Below are 15,534 nucleotides of genomic sequence, written 5' to 3' on the forward strand. Positions count from 1 at the left end.
CTTGAATCAGGAGTAATTCCAGTGAGTGACCCAACGATCGGGATTATCGGCACCGGGGATTTCGCGGCGTATTTGGTCTCTGCGTTGCGCAGAGGCGGCCACTCCGGCCGTATCATACTTTCGCCCTTCAGTCAGACACGCGCGCAATCCCTCGCTACCGCTGGAAACTGTAAGATCGCGACGGACGATCAGGCCTTGATTGATCAGGCCGACTGGATTCTTCTCTCGGTCAGGCCCGAGCAGCTAGTAGCAGTTCTCTCAAAGTTGCGGCTTCGCGACACGCAAACCTTGATCTCCGCCGTTGCTGGCGTGACGATCGCAAGCTTGCGTAGCAGCCTGCGCACAAACTCCCCCATCGTTCGCATAATGCCCTCGAGTTACATCGGGGTGATCGACGGTGGTCTCTTTCCACTGTTTCCATCGTCCGATGACATCAATAGTGTTTTTGAGCGCGCGGGGAAGGTCCTTGCGCTGGACAGAGAGGCCGACCTTGATCTCGCGATGATCGGAGCGTGCTTGGCTGGATTCACATACAGCTTTGCTTCACGGTTGGAGAAATGGTTCGTCGATCACGGCATGGAGGCCTCTAAGGCGAGAGATTTGGTCGCTGGGAACTTACTGGGCGCGGCGGGCAACGCACTAGCAAATCAGAGTATTTCCCTTGACGCGATCTCCGATCGGATCGCCACGCCTGGCACGTACACGAAGGTGGGCCTCGATTACCTGCGCCACCGAAATTCATTTGAACCTTGGGCCGAGGCGCTTAGCTTGATCGACCTCGACTTGAAATCGAAGACGTCCTCTAAGCCATAAGGCCGTCACAATTTGGCAGTTCTGGCCCTTGACGAGATACTTAGCCCTTCCAAGCGCATGGCAGGCAGCATAACGGTCTATTATGGAACAGGATCAGTAATAGCCAGTAGAATATCCCCAGCATCCGGGGCGAGAGTGCCCAGGCCGGGCACATCGTCGTTCCTTCGGAACCGGATCGTTTCTAGAATTCCTGCTGACGCGACCAGCGGCATCTCCCATGTCATCAACCCCGCCCGAGGCCGGCCGGGGTAGCGTTTCACTGCCTACACAGCACGCAAGATCAGTTGGTGGGTCTCCAGGAAAGCGGATCTGCTGGATTGTCGAAAAATTTAGCGGCAGCGTCAGCAGTCCACCAAGCTGCATCCTTCGGTTCGAGCCAGTCTTCACTATTAGGGTCGCAATCAGCTGGCAGATCCGATTTTACATCATCAATCGTGTAAGGAATCGCCGGTCGCAGAATAGACTGTATCTTCGGACCTTGACCCTCCAGAGTGCGCATCATCACGTCCCATACGAAACGAGCCTCGGAGCGCGGCGGCCAGAAGTGGAAGCTCCTGCTTACAAATTCAGGATTCTTACGCCAGTAGCATGATGCCGAAGCCTCTCCGCCAAGCACGACCGGCACAATCTCGCGCCCGGACTGGCGGACGGCGTCGATCACACCAGACTCGGCTCCCGACTGAACAATAATACCATCAATTCGGCCAGGGTTGGCGGCAAGGAACTTCTGAACTTCGGATTGTGCGACGCTGTCTGTCCATTTCCCGTCAACTTGTCCCACGACGTTGATCTCGGGATAGTACTCCAAGGCTTTTGTGGCGCCGGCCTGAAAGCTGTCTGAGGAGGCGAAGCCAGTGATTCCGGACACAAGCAGCACATTGCCGCTACCTTCGATCTCTTCCGCCAACCACTTTGACGCCTCAAAACCGCCCTGCATGTTATTCTCTGTCGCATTGATTGCGAACGGCGACGTCACATAACCGGAGTATGAGATAACAGGCACGCCCTTCGAATGGGCGTACTCTATTGTCGGGTTGAGCGCTGTAAGGTTGGAGCAGCATATGATTATGGCGTCGACACCATCATCTACCATCTGCCGCATTTGGCTGATCTGGGCGCTATCATCGAGATTGGACTGCGTAACGACGAGCTCGGATACCAGCCCAGCCTTCTTGAAAGTCGGCAGAAGCTTGTTTGTAAATTCATCAAGGACGTTCGCACGCCATGTGTTATCAGCGTAGCTCGAGGCGTAACCAATTTTCCACGGTGGCGCTCGCTTTGCTCTGAAATTCCGAAACACAGACTCTCCCGTGGGCAACCGCGGGTCCAATAACTCGTAGGTCTTCCGCTCTTCCCGCGGCAGTTCACTGAGCCCGCCAGCCTTCGCCGTCAGCGGGATGGCCAGGGTTGCAGCGAGAAAAAATCCAATTATCAACTCACGTACGCACACGGATAGGCACCTTTCAAAGTCTGAGCACTGGATGATAGTTTCGTTGTCTTAAGGTTGGCCCGGGCCGTGCTGAATCCTGCGCGACGGAGAGCGACAAAGAGCTACCAGGAGAGAGACCGGCGCATCGAAGCGAAATCGTGCGCTGGGGTATGTGACTTTCATTCGATCGAATGGCGGCATGGCCCGCCATCGGCATGCTTCGAATCTCACTACGCCTGCCTTATGCAGCGAGACTTACCCGATGAGCTGGCCTGTCATCTGTCAACTTGAACCCAGCAAGCCGTTCGCTGAGTTCGACAGTCTGATCAGAAAGCGTCTTCGTTGCAGCGTTTGTCTGCTCAGCCATGGCTGCATTCTGTTGCGTCCCCTGATCAAGAACATTGACGTTGTTATTGATCTCGGCCAGCGAAGTCGCTTGTTCGCGGCTGGAACTCACAATCTGGTCAATGCGATCAGAAATCTGCACGATGGATGCCGCTATACTGTGCAGAGCCTCCCCGGTCTTGCCGACGTAATCCGAACCGACGGCCACCTCTGACGAAGATTCTGAAATCAACTGCCGGATCTCGAGCGCTGCGGCTGACGACCTTTGGGCAAGCTCCCGTACTTCTTGTGCAACGACCGCGAAGCCTTTTCCAGCATCGCCGGCACGAGCTGCTTCAACGCCGGCATTCAGCGCAAGCAAGTTCGTCTGGAATGCAATCGTGTCGATCAATCCTATGATCTGTCCAATCTTGTAAGATGCATCCTGAATTCGCCCCATGGCGCTAATAGCATCAGTCACAATGATGGCCGCGCCCTCTGCATGTTCCTTGACTGCGGAAACAAACGCTTGTGTCTCACAGGCATTCTCCGAGGAGTTCCTCACCGTCGCAGTCACCTGCTCAACGGCTGCGGCGGTTTCTTCAAGAGAAGCAGCTTGTCGTTCAGTCCGGCGTGACAAATCATCGGAGGCTTTGAAAAGTTCGTTGGTTCCCCATTTGATTTGTTGTGTGTTCTCGTCGATATGGGACACGGTATCCCTGAGGACGGACAGTGAGTGGTTGAAGTCACGCCGCAGTTGCTCGAGATTGGGATGGAAGTGGCGGTCGATGGTTTGCGAGATGTCTCCCCGCGCCAATCGAGACAGTGCCTCCCCGAGTGTTTGTACAGCGCTGGACACTTCTTTCTCAAGCTGAGCACGCTCAAACTCACGATCCGTCCGCTCCTGATCAGCCGTTTTACGGTCGTCTTGCGCACGCGCTTCAACCTCGAGCTTCGAGACCGCATTTCCGCGAAAAACTTCAAGCGCGCGAGCCATATCGCCAATTTCGTCTTTCCGCTGGCAGCCGACGATGTCTGATTGAAGATCGCCGGTTGCTAGCCCCTGCATGCGCCTTGCGATCCGTTCGATTGGCGCGCGCAATGTCGCCATCAGCCCGGCTCCAGCCAAGAGGGCGACCAAGACACCCGAGACGGTAGCAGCTGCGGACAATAGTCGGGCGAAATCGCTTTCCCGGTGAGCGTCATGTTCCTGAGTCGAGGCGAACGACACGAGATTTTTCCATATCGACTGGACGGTTTGATCCGCCTCTGCGTACTGCGCCTGCCGACCTTCCGCGATCTTGACCAGCTTCTCGGTATTCTGTTCGATGGCATCCCCCTGTGAGTAGAGGATCTCCTCCATTTTGGGGAAGTCTGCCAATGAACTGGCTACGCCTCCAACCGCTACGGTGTCACGCGTCAGTTTCGTAAGTTGCTCAACGAGTCGCTGCTGGTTTTCCGTGCTGGCCGCCCGCAACAGGTTGTTTATCTCAATCTCTATCGAATCGGCATCCTGGCCTACTGATGCTACTGCCGCAACGAGCGTCTCCGATTCCGCCAATGGCTTATCCAAGCCTCGAACTGCATGGGTTCCCTCGATCATATGCTGTATGGCGTCATTTCGCAGTCGCGGCGCAAACGCACTAAGGTCGGTCCCAAGGTTGTGAAGGAAAGCGCTATCCAGCCCGGAAGTAGCGACGACCCTGGAGATCGCCTGTTCCAAGTTTGCGACGGCTTGTCCGTCATCGCCCGTTGCAACGACGCGCTTGACAGTTTTCATCGCCTTTTTGAGCATGAGCGCTTGTTGCTGTGCCTCGGGGGTTTGCATCGCGCTGGCCGACAGGTTGACCAAATTTTCCGACAACCGCTGCATAATTGCCGCCGTGTCGATTGAGCGCGTAGCCTCTCTGAGCATCGTTTTGCCAGAGTTTTCCTGGTTGCGGACCTGCGCACGGACTTTAACGGCGGCCAGCTTCAGGTCGGCCGCGACCTGCTTGATCTCGGTCAAACTCGCGGCGACGTCACGACGAATGGACAGCTCATCGTTGTGCAGGGACCACATGCGGTCCATGCTGTCAGAAATAGCAGACATCGCGGACTCACTGCTTTCAAGAGCACGAGTGTCACTACCGACGTCAGTGGCGGCTTTCTGAAGCGACAGCATCGTGGCGCCCTGCCCGCTTAGACTTGCCAGGGCCTCATCACGGTTCTCCGTCGAACTCTGCGCCAAAAACCGGTTCATGCTCTCAGAGACTTCCCGAAATCCGCTCAAAGTCTCAAGAACTTCGCTCGATAGGCGAAGGCGAGATTGCAGCAATCCGGTCGCCTGTAGGCTCACGACGCCGACGGCTGCCAGTATCATGACAAGCGGCACCAGTACTAATAGGACTTTCGCTCTGATGCTGAAAGCGGATAGCAAGCGATCGACGAACATAAAACCTCCAGATGACTAAAGCGGGCACTGCCACCCGTTTCTGGAATTTTAGTTATTCGAACTAAACGAAGAGAAAGAATGTTCGACTGCGGAGATGCTAAATGCTTTACACCTTGTTAGGGTTTCCTCGTCGAATTGACGCGCAAACTATCAACCTTAACGCCAAGTTAATATAGTCGCGGATTATCCGCGGACAGGACTATCGTCGGGTTTCAGGTCGATGTCCAAGACGTTCCCCGTGAGCTTTCCAGACAGCTCCGGACTGGCAAGAAATTGAACAGCTTGAACAAGTGTCCTAAGCGTGTCACTTTGAACGCAAGATGTCGAACGCGCATTTCTTGTATGAACAGCGTTTATTCGAAGCCCCGTGTCGAAATACTTCTTCGCCATTGCACTCGTCGCGGTTCGTAAGGCCGCTTGGAGCACAGCCTCGCGGTCGACCTCTAGTAGCGTCTTCTCGTCAAACCACGCGATATTCACGACAGCGAGTTCCTCTCCCTGGAGCCGGGAGCCGAAAGCACTTGTCACCCTTATAAGATTGGAGACGGCATCAAGCCCAAGATCCGTAGCGGAAAGCGGATCGGCGCATTCACGACGACGGAAGGCTATGTTCACCAGAATATCGACCCGGCTCCAGCGTAGGTAGACCTGATCGACCATTGAATTGACATAAACGTCCCTATTCAAATTGACCTTAACCGGAAACAAATTCGTCCCCGAGACTGCGGTTAATGAACTGAAGTCTGAAGGGTCGAGATCGCCTACGGCGACACGGTAGCCAGTTTCGAGAAAAGATTGCGCAAGACAGAGACCGACCGGGTTTGACGCGCCCACCAACACGCATACTTTGCCAGCATCAGAGTCGGCGGCGGTCTGTCCTCCTTCGATAAACCGGTCCGTCGGCGTCGACGTGCGTGCGTTGTGTGTCTGCAATACTGGTTTCACGCGGAAAACGGCCCATGTGGGAAATCGTGAGATCCAGCACCTCGATCATATTTCAACAGGCAATCCAAACACCTATCTCCAAATCACGTTGTCTCACGCCTCTCCTACCCCAGGCAGCCACGAAGACGTGAAAAGATGATCGACGGAACTCATCGGCTTTTTCGACGTCCGGCGTCACCCCGGTCTTTGGCGCCCGTGTCGGCTTGGTCTGGCCGCGCCACAGTTGGACCTTCCATCGAGGCGCCCATGGGTGTCTCTGGGGACCATCTATCGGGAAAGTCCTACGCTTTTACATGCGGCTCGCTGGTGCGTATTGCATTCGTCTGGCCCATCGCGCCCAACTCATTAAATGCAACGCGTTTTTTGAGAGTCTGACAATCTTTCCTCCGGTGGAACACGCGCCATCGCGGCAGGCACTGAGTCGGACTAAAGATATTATCAGACAATCTGTCAATCTATTATCGTGCTATAGGCCAGATTCTTTGCCAAACCCTACGTTCCCCGCCACGTCCTGTGGTGCTCGCATGCCGCACGAAGCCAGCAAAGACAAAGTGCCGGCCACAAATTTCCGCGACCCGATTGCCGACGGATTTCCGTTTTATTGCGCGTGGTTCAGCAAAAACGAGATGCCCTCTACTATGGAGCCTTGACACGCGTTAGGGCTTCCGAGCTGTCCGGCACCTTGCGCCCGGATGCTGATCGGCGCAATTTCGACCCGCAGATTGAAATCCACTCGGTCGCGGCTACGCGGGGACGCGGAATCACGACATAGAGCGGAGCGATACCGCCGAACTGGATGACAGATCGTCGGAGAGTCCCTGCGCTCCCCGCAACTTGTCGTGGGTGGTTGCCGCAGATGAAGTTGAGGAAGGAAAGATCAATAACCTCGCCGAACCGCTCGGGCAAAGAGGGCAAGTTGGATTACTTACGAACCATCTGGACGAAGGACGCCGCCACCGACTTCGCACCCGTCAGGCCAGGCGGATCAGTTCGTCATCGGCAGCGGCTCGCCGGCTACACCGGACGTTTGAGATGCTCGCAAAATTGCGCCGAGCCGTCACAGAGCAGATTGCCTCGGCGATCGGCTCTGCAGGCGAAAGATACGCCGACGACGGCAGACATTACAGGTCAGGATATCGTTATATCAAGCCTGCAGCCGCCCGATAGCGTGTGCGCCAGATGGTAGGCTCGCCGCATGGGCCCGTTCAATGTTTCAGGATTTGACTCAGGAAGAGCTTTGTCCTGTCGTGTTGCGGGTTGGTGAAAAACGCATTCGGAGCGCCCTCTTCGACGATCTGGCCCCGGTCCATGAAGATGACGCGGTCCGCGACGGCACGCGCAAATCCCATCTCATGTGTGACACAGACCATCGTCATGCCGTCGCGTGCCAGACCCGTCATCGTTTCCAGTACTTCCGACACCATTTCCGGATCGAGTGCCGACGTGGGTTCATCGAAGAGCATAACGGCCGGCTCCATGCACAGCGAGCGGGCAATGGCCACGCGCTGCTGCTGTCCCCCGGACAATTGAACCGGATATTTGTACGCCTGTTCTGGAATGCGCACGCGCTCAAGGAACTTCAGAGCCGTCTTCTTAGCCTCAGATTCGGATAAGCCCTTCATCCACATGGGACCCGCCATGCAATTCATCAGCACAGTCATATGGGGGAAAAGGTTGAAGTGCTGAAACACCATCCCAACATTCTTGCGGACGTCGGTCACGTTGCGCATCTTACTGTGCAATCGGATCCCATTGACGGTGATCTCGCCTTCCTGGTGGGCTTCTAGTCTGTTGAAGCAGCGGATGAGCGTTGACTTCCCGGATCCTGAGGGTCCGCAAATAACAATACGTTCGCCTTTGCGCACAGTGAGGTTGACATCGGTCAATGCGCGGAAAGAACCGTACCATTTCGAGACGTTCGTCGCTTCGATGATTTTATCCGCGGTCATTGGCACCTGCTTCTGATTGGAAGGCTCCTGAGATGATAGAGGCGCCACGCGCAGCATATTCCCATTCTCCGGCGAAAGGTTGCCTCCACCGAGGCCATTCAGCAGTTGTGTGTTGCTGGCGATCATCGCAGCTTGCTCCTGCTGTAATGGCGTTCGATCTTTGATTGAATCAGTTCGAGACAACAGGATAAAACCCAATAAATCAACGAAGCCGCTACAAGCATCTCCATATTGTGAAAGGTGGGCTGGCCAATCGTGCGAGCCAGGAACGTCAGTTCCCATACGCCAAGGACGGACACGAGCGAACTATCTTTCAGCATCGAGATAAAGGTGTTCCCCATCGGTGGAACGATAACGGGAAGCGCCTGCGGAAGTATAATCCTTCGCATTGTCAGACCGAAGCCGAAGCCCATGGACCTGGATGCTTCCCATTGCCCGCGGTCGATGCTCTGAATTCCAGAGCGGAAGATTTCCGTCATATAGGCGCCGATACAGACTGAAAGGGCCAATATTCCTGAAGGCACCGCGTTCAGAACGATACCGAACTGAGGCAAACCGAGGTAGATGAGGTAAATCTGCATCAGCAGGGGGAGACCGCGGAAGAACGACGTGTAGAAACTTGCGATCCCGTAAGCGAAGCCGTTACTCGAAAGCTTTGCAACAGCGGCAATGATTGCGATGAGCGACGCAAAAAGCAGCGAAATTGCCGACACATACAACGTCGTAAACACACCCTGCGTTATCAGAAAGGGAAGGTTTTCCCGGATGAAAGGCAGACTGAGGTCAAACGACTTGAAGAATGCTAGAATGAGCAGGAGCAACTCAAGCCAAACCAAGATGATTTGGGCTTTTATCGGCGCGAACCCGATGAGCACGAGATTAAGACTGAACGCAACCGCAATAACAAAAGCGATCGCAAAGCGGCCGTAAAGGCCGCTTTGCGACGGATCGCCGATGACGGGGCGCATAAGCTCCCCCATGGTTGTGCCAGTTAGGTTATACATCAGAAACAGAGCGAGCACGACAGCGAAGGTAGAGGCCACAAACCACGGCTTGTGAACCAAGACCTCGGAGTCAATTGTATCCTGATAAAGCATTACGGCGTCCTTCGATAAGGTTGCTCAAACAGAGGTTTACAACCTATTCAACGGTGCTATCGACACCATACCACTTAATTGAGAGCTTAGAGAGCGTACCATCATCCCTCATGCTTTTGATGGCGGCAGATATCTTGTCAGAGAACTCTTTGTCCCCCTTTGAAATTGCAATGGCCCCGGGCGTTGGGAACAATGCATCACCGAGCACTTTCAAGGGGTAACCAGCTTTGATCACACCGTGCGCACTCACTTCGTCAGTGATCACTGCATCGAGGCGAACTCCATCACCTAGCCGCAGGTCATCCACCTGCAACGAGGTATTCTCATAGTTTCGCATTTCGCCCGGTGTAAACTTGTATTCTACCGGCTTTTCGTCCGCCCAATCCAACGTCAGGTTATGACGGGCATATGCGATTGCCGCATCATCACCTGTTACGAGGCCGATCACCTTTCCATCCAGGTCGGAAAGTTTGGTTGCTTTACTGTCTTTGTGAATGACAGCAACGTTCCGCGTGTAAAAGTAAATGGCAGGAAAATCGAACTTTTCCGCGCGGGCCTTGGTCGGAACCATCTGGCCCATCGCCATATCCCAACGGCCTGCCCATTTGCCTGCAACTATGACGTCCCAGCCCGGCGTTACGAACTTGACGGAGACCCCAAGGTGTTTCGCCACTCCCTTGGCAACCTCGATCTCAAAACCATCGAGTTCCTGTTTGTCATTCAGGAACGAACTGTTAGGCCAACCGCTAGAAGTCGCTACCGTAAGCGTCTTTGCCGCCTGGACTTGATCGAGAACGGCACCAGCCTTGGCCGGCATGGCTGTCGATAGAGCGGCAAGCAACGCGGCGGCTGCAGCTGAAATCAGAAATTTGCTCATGTGATGTTCCTTTTTGTGTTCCCCTCGGCCGGTGATGCGACCGTGTTCGTCTAACCAGTTCAAATCAGACTTGAGGCTTTAGGCCGCCGCAATCTGAAGCCATCGCCTTTCAGTCGACGGAGCACCCGTCGTCCAAAGGTCGCAAACGCCCGCCGATATTCAATCAATGCGACGCGCCCTCGATCATCCCTTCTCACCAAGGCATCTTGTTTTTTATGTGATCTCAAAGATGACGATATGAGATATAATATTTCATGATTTGAAACCTGTCAACGGCAGGACACGTTCCGAAAGAGGCGTTGATACAGGCTGCATAGCGGCGAGCAAGCCGTTGCTCGGCGTATCTCGGTTCAAGAGGAGGTCTTTCCACACGATCATCACGGGAGGCGCGGGGGCCATGAGGACTTAGTCTCAGTACAAGCAGCTTTCGCTTTGGGTTGGCCGGAACGGTGTGACCGACGCCAAACTTCGGTGTGACGCATTGGCAGCGGGTGCGAGGCTAAGCAGTTGGTCGGGCCGGATGTCCACATCCCTGCCAAAAGCTCATGATGGGCTCGTAAGAGGCTAATAACCCCCGCAGGTCGGATCATTTGGCTTTGTGCCGTCGAGCTGACGGAGTAACCAGAGGCGCGGCGTTGACGCTCCATGGGTATCATCGATAGCCAGCCAGGCCTCCTGTGCGAAGGTGGAAAATCCAGGAGGGTTCGTCCGCAACTGGCTATCGCGGCCGTTACAACCACCCCGCCCCCGGCTCATCGTGAGGCTTAATCTTGCGGAATGAGCCAAACTTCCCGTCTTGCACTCGGCGGGATTGAAATTGAAGTATAATGGTATAGGATTTGCGCCAATTTGTGATACCAGATATAATGGATCTGTATTCGGAGAGCGGGTCCACGACGACTACCTCCGATGCGATCGTCTTGGGAGAATGATGGAAATCCAGTTTGGCGATGCATGGCTCAGCCGAAATAACTAGCGCCGAGAGCCTAATCCAATACGGACGATCCATTGGCGACCATCGAATGACTTGAACACCTGCCTGCCGGCCACAAGGATGGATGCCGCAAGGGCAGTACACCGAATCTACCAGCTCTTCCGAGCTGAAGGTAAACCACCTAGGAGATCTTCATGACCGCGCTACCAGCCGTCCTAAATCACATCGACACCGAATGCGAGGCCGCGGTATCGCGCCTGTTCAGCCTTTTGCGCATCAAGTCGATCTCCACTGATCCAGCCTACAAAGCGGATTGCCAAAAGGCTGCGGAGTGGCTTGTAAGTGATCTGAACTCGATCGGCTTCGAAGCCAGCGTACGCGAAACTCCAGGCCACCCGATGGTCGTCGCCCACCATGACGGCCCCCCTGGCGCTCCTCACGTCCTCTTCTACGGCCACTATGATGTTCAGCCGGTTGATCCAATCGAGCTGTGGGCCCACGACCCGTTTGATCCCGCCGTGCGCGAGAGCGAGGATGGCTACCAGGTCATTGCCGGACGCGGCGCTTCGGATGACAAAGGCCAACTGATGACGTTCGTTGAAGCCTGTCGTGCTTACAAGGCAGTGGATGGGGCGTTGCCCTGTAAAGTCACAATCCTCTTCGAGGGTGAGGAGGAGTCCGGCTCCCCCTCGATGCGCGCGTTTCTGGCGGCCAACGCAGAGGAATTAAAGGCCGACTTCGCGATGGTGTGCGACACGAGCCAACGCGACGCGACGACTCCGGCGATTTGCGTCGGCATGCGTGGACTGGTGGAAGAAGAGATGACAATCCATGGTGCAAGCCGCGATCTTCACTCAGGCATCTATGGCGGCGCGGCGGCGAACCCCATCCGAGTGCTGGCGAAAATCCTCGGTGATATCCATGACAAGGATGGCCGCGTGGCAATTCACGGCTTCTATGACGGCGTCGAGGAGACGCCAAGCCAAGTCTTGGATTCGTGGGAGGCGCTCGGCGAGACGGCCGAAAGTTTCCTTGGCCCAATCGGCCTGTCGGTACCTTCGGGTGAGAAGGACCGCTCGATACTCGAACTGGTCTGGGCGCGACCCACAGCCGAATTCAACGGGTTTTCCGGCGGCTACACGGGTAAGGGTTTCAAGACAGTCATTCCGGCTGAAGCCTCTGCCAAGGTTTCGTTTCGTCTCGTACATAAGCAGGACCCAGCCAATATCAGGGTCTTGTTCCGGAAATTCGTCGAGGAGCGCCTCCCGGCAGACTGTAGGGTGGAATTTCAATCGCATGACTGCTCGCCGGCGCATCAGCTTCCTTACGATGCGCCATATCTGGCTGCCGCCAAGTTAGCCCTCGCCGACGAATGGACAAAAGCCCCGATCGTGAAGGTCGTGGGTGGTTCGATACCTGTTGTCGGTGACTTCCAGACATGCCTGGGGCTCGACTCACTCTTAGTGGGCTTCGCTCTTCCGAACGATCGCATCCATTCGCCGAACGAGAAGTATAATGTGGTTTCGTTCCATAAGGGTCAGCGCTCCTGGGCGCGGATACTCGACGCGCTGACAAGAAAGTAGCAGGCAGAGCGACGCACGCCGGGAAGAAGAATGGCCCGTTTTCCGAAAATCCGGCCGCTTATCGGGCGAGATACCAATTCGCCTATCCATGCTGGCACAGACCACCGCGACGTGGACATTAGAGTGATGACATACAGCGTCTTGATTGAGGGATCTTTGGGGTAGCATAAGATCTCGTATGACAACCCCGACTTTTATCATAACTGCTTCGCCTATATCCCCAAGGACCTCGTCAGGGAGACTTGCAACTTAACGTTAATGCAGTTCGAAACGGCCAACTGAATTTAGCCATGCTTGCTCGAAGCCCGACGGCGCCGCTGAAGGCAGTTACATCAGCTCGCCGACGCTGAATCGAATGATTTTGCATCGGCAGCGTCTTGTTACAGATGCGTCATCAATTTAAATGATTGATCAAAATAAGGAAGTCAGAGGGTGGGAATTTGATCACGCCAACAACCGCTGTATTGAGAGACCAGGTTTATGACCGATTAGGAGCGCTGATCCGCGGCGGTCATTTCTCTCCGGGCGAGAAGATCACGATAAGAGACCTTGCCAAAAACTTGTCGATGAGCCCTACACCTGTGCGGGAGGCTCTTTATCGCCTTATATCCGAGGGGGTCCTACAAGGTGAAGTGAACAGATCCGCCGTCGTACCGCTTTTAATGCCCGAACAAATCGCGGAACTTAAGGATATTCGTTTGCACATCGAGTGCTTTGCCGCTGAGCGTGCTGCACTTAGGGGGACACCAGAGATCGCGGAGACGTTGCGCAAGACGTCGGAAAAAATAAAAAAGGCTCGCGCAGCTGGTGATCGGCGAGCCGACATTGCACTGGTCTATAAATTTCAGTTTGAGCTATATGCCGCGTGCAGCATGCCCGACCTTCTCCGGATCGTTAACTCCCTTTGGCTGAAGACAGGGCCGTACCTAAATCTGCTTTACCCCCACTACATTTCCTCGATATCAGCTGCTCGCGGCGATTGGCGTGAAAGAATCGCCAGCGGGGTTGAGAACCGAGACGCCACCGCCGTTGTCGAAGAAGTTAGGCTGGATATCGATCAGGCGCTGACCTACATCTCCAGTATCATCACGGCAGCGGCATTGTTGAATCAGACACGCGGCTAGCGTTATTACGCCCGTGGCGGGCAGCTGCCGCGTTGTCTGGGCTATTTGCGTCTAATCCTCATCTGGTTCCATAGGTCCCAATGAGCGAGCGATCAAAGGAGGTTTCGCCCGCTTTAAGCTGGGCTACAACCTCCCGAAGGTCGCTTAAGTAGGCGTCCACGACTTCCCCAAAAGCGAGGCTAAGAATACCCAGATTGATCGCGGGTGGATTCAGAGACGGCGCAACGGTATGCCAGCCCTTGGCAGCGAGACCTGCCGCAATATCGCCCGCGTCCAGCGTCTTTGAACCGTAACTCATCACCGTAAGTTCAGGGTCGCCATAAACAAACAGGTCCTCGATTGTTGGGATCTCCCGCATGAGCTTTTCACGTATCGTCCAGATTTGTTCCGCAATTTTGCAGTAGCCCTCATTGCCAAGGAACCGCATCACAGCCCAAGCGGCAGCAATGTTCGCACCAGAACGGGTGCCCGCGAAGGTCGACGTCACATACCTTCCCCGGGACCAGTTGTTAAAGTCAAACACCTGGTACTGCTGGTACTCGGCATTCGAAAAGGCGACGATTGAAGCCCCCTTAGGCGCAAACCCATACTTGTGCAAATCTGCAGAAACCGACTTTACGCCCTTCACTCGGAAATCCCAAAGTGGGATCTGGTGCCCGTTCTGCTCGGCGAAAGGAGACAGAAAACCGCCTACGCAGGCGTCAGTGTGAAACCAGACGTTTCGCGCTAATGCGAGAGCAGCGAGTTCCTCGATCTGATCGAAAACTCCCATCGTAAATTGCGGAGCCGATCCCGCCATTATGATTGTTTGATCATCCAAAGCTGTCTTCAGCGCGGCGATGTCAGTTTTGAAATCATCACGCGGCATAATTCTCACAACTTCTAGGCCCAAATACTTCGCTGCCTTGTCGAAGGCCGGGTGCGCACTGTGGGAAAGTAGCATTTTCGGCTTGGTGACTTCGGGCCGAGCAGCTTTCGCCCACTCCCGTGCAGTCTTCATGGCAATGAAAATACTCTCAGTGCCCCCTGACGTAATGCTAGCCACACCTTCATCCCCGTGAAAAAGGGATAGCGCCCATTCTGCAACGTCCGACTCGAATTTCTTGATCGATGGAAATGCGCTGAGCCCCAACGCGTTCGTCGCGTGGAATTTTTCAAGCGCGATTTTACCGATGCGATCAACATCGTCGTTGGCGAAATGAACGTAAAAACCCGGCAAGCGTCCCGCTCTCCAATCTACGTCACCCTTCCTCGCACACTCCATCGCCTCCCAAATCGCGGCTTCTTCCAGGCCATTTTCCGGGAAATCTGCTTTTTCCGTCATCATATCCATCTCCTTTGGTATGCCAAAGCTACAATAACGCTATTTCAATTTCAACGAAAATATATATTCTTCTCTTGCCTGGATAACGCGCCAATAGCATGCATGAGCCGGGACCCTACCACCGGGCTGCAGCCTATGAGCCTGCGGGTCGACCACGGGTCATTTGCGGATGAGGCTGGGCATATACCGCTTTTGAACGGTTTTTTGCAGCGATAGGCGCATAGTCCGCAAAGTCGAGAGACAGACTGCGCTGCGAGAAAGGCTATCAAAGCGGCCGACGCTCCCCCGGCACAAGCTTTGAAGGCTTGACATATTCCCCGATGAAGCAAGGAGGGTTCAAGCAGGCAACGCCGTTGACATGTTTCAAATTGGGTAATATCATATCTCACATGAACCTATTTGTGATCACAAAAAAAGGAACACGCGATCTCAGAGCTCCGGGGAATTTGGCATCGCACTGGACTGGTGTCGATGGGCGCTCGCTACCTGTTAGTGACGGGCAAGGCCGTACTTACGCGGCACCTTCCACACTCTGAACGCGGTCTTTTTGTACGAGAACGACGAGGCTTTGCGAGGGCTTGAGGTGGTGACCCCACGATCAGAAAACGTGCTCGACATTTCTCGGGTCGCGGCGATGCACGGAGGCGGGGTCCGGTAGGTATCTGCGCCAGAGGCTTGCCGAAATGCAGACAAACAACATT

General features: G+C 54.8%; 10 protein-coding genes. 3 read left to right on the forward strand and 7 right to left on the reverse strand.

Translation table 11 applies throughout. From position 1 onward, the window contains the following. The first annotated feature begins 21 nt into the window (after positions 1 to 21). Positions 22 to 813, forward strand: a complete 792-nt coding sequence (locus tag CCGE531_RS33285; protein WP_162944168.1) for an NAD(P)-binding domain-containing protein — start codon at positions 22 to 24, stop codon at positions 811 to 813. Between the two features lie 280 nt (positions 814 to 1,093). Here CCGE531_RS33285 and CCGE531_RS33290 read toward each other — a convergent pair whose 3' ends face one another. The 6 genes from CCGE531_RS33290 to CCGE531_RS33315 form a co-directional block, all read right to left on the reverse strand. Continuing rightward, entirely contained in the window at positions 1,094 to 2,248 is a 1,155-nt protein-coding gene (locus CCGE531_RS33290; RefSeq protein ID WP_210259661.1) for an ABC transporter substrate-binding protein, read from the reverse strand. A gap of 235 nt (positions 2,249 to 2,483) precedes the next feature. Further along, a complete protein-coding gene (locus CCGE531_RS33295) occupies positions 2,484 to 5,000 on the reverse strand; it encodes a HAMP domain-containing methyl-accepting chemotaxis protein (protein ID WP_120671121.1) in 2,517 nt (838 codons plus the stop codon). 183 nt (positions 5,001 to 5,183) lie between these two features. Beyond that, positions 5,184 to 5,933 carry an SDR family oxidoreductase gene (locus CCGE531_RS33300; RefSeq protein WP_245459631.1) on the reverse strand — a complete coding sequence of 250 codons (750 nt, stop codon included), beginning with the start codon at positions 5,931 to 5,933 and terminating at the stop codon, positions 5,184 to 5,186. Between the two features lie 1,217 nt (positions 5,934 to 7,150). Further along, on the reverse strand, positions 7,151 to 7,894 hold the full coding sequence (locus CCGE531_RS33305) for an amino acid ABC transporter ATP-binding protein (protein WP_120671255.1): 744 nt from the start codon (positions 7,892 to 7,894) through the stop codon (positions 7,151 to 7,153). Between the two features lie 122 nt (positions 7,895 to 8,016). After that, complete coding sequence (locus tag CCGE531_RS33310) at positions 8,017 to 8,991, reverse strand: amino acid ABC transporter permease (protein ID WP_120671122.1); 975 nt, start codon at positions 8,989 to 8,991, stop codon at positions 8,017 to 8,019. Positions 8,992 to 9,034: 43 nt separating this feature from the next. Then, positions 9,035 to 9,868 carry a transporter substrate-binding domain-containing protein gene (locus tag CCGE531_RS33315; RefSeq protein ID WP_120671123.1) on the reverse strand — a complete coding sequence of 278 codons (834 nt, stop codon included), beginning with the start codon at positions 9,866 to 9,868 and terminating at the stop codon, positions 9,035 to 9,037. Between the two features lie 1,128 nt (positions 9,869 to 10,996). Here CCGE531_RS33315 and CCGE531_RS33320 point away from each other — a divergent pair. Together CCGE531_RS33320 and CCGE531_RS33325 are read left to right on the forward strand one after the other, a co-directional pair. After that, positions 10,997 to 12,385 (forward strand): M20/M25/M40 family metallo-hydrolase, encoded by a 1,389-nt coding sequence (locus CCGE531_RS33320; protein WP_120671124.1) that lies wholly within the window; start codon positions 10,997 to 10,999, stop codon positions 12,383 to 12,385. 440 nt (positions 12,386 to 12,825) lie between these two features. Then, entirely contained in the window at positions 12,826 to 13,509 is a 684-nt protein-coding gene (locus CCGE531_RS33325) for a GntR family transcriptional regulator (protein ID WP_245459632.1), read from the forward strand. Positions 13,510 to 13,567: 58 nt separating this feature from the next. Here the strand turns inward: CCGE531_RS33325 and CCGE531_RS33330 are convergent, their stop codons facing one another. Next, complete coding sequence (locus CCGE531_RS33330; protein ID WP_245459633.1) at positions 13,568 to 14,836, reverse strand: aminotransferase class V-fold PLP-dependent enzyme; 1,269 nt, start codon at positions 14,834 to 14,836, stop codon at positions 13,568 to 13,570. Between the last annotated feature and the right edge of the window lie 698 nt (positions 14,837 to 15,534).

This window comes from Rhizobium sp. CCGE531, from assembly GCF_003627795.1.
Classification (GTDB): Bacteria; Pseudomonadota; Alphaproteobacteria; order Rhizobiales; family Rhizobiaceae; genus Rhizobium.

Bases quoted from the DNA above. Each gene is read 5' to 3' on its own strand.
- CCGE531_RS33330 (WP_245459633.1), bottom strand. From the start codon at position 14,836: ATGATGACGGAAAAAGCAGATTTCCCGGAAAATGGCCTGGAAGAAGCC.
- CCGE531_RS33310 (WP_120671122.1), bottom strand. From the start codon at position 8,991: ATGCTTTATCAGGATACAATTGACTCCGAGGTCTTGGTTCACAAGCCG.
- CCGE531_RS33320 (WP_120671124.1), top strand. From the start codon at position 10,997: ATGACCGCGCTACCAGCCGTCCTAAATCACATCGACACCGAATGCGAG.
- CCGE531_RS33315 (WP_120671123.1), bottom strand. From the start codon at position 9,868: ATGAGCAAATTTCTGATTTCAGCTGCAGCCGCCGCGTTGCTTGCCGCT.
- CCGE531_RS33305 (WP_120671255.1), bottom strand. From the start codon at position 7,894: ATGACCGCGGATAAAATCATCGAAGCGACGAACGTCTCGAAATGGTAC.
- CCGE531_RS33295 (WP_120671121.1), bottom strand. From the start codon at position 5,000: ATGTTCGTCGATCGCTTGCTATCCGCTTTCAGCATCAGAGCGAAAGTC.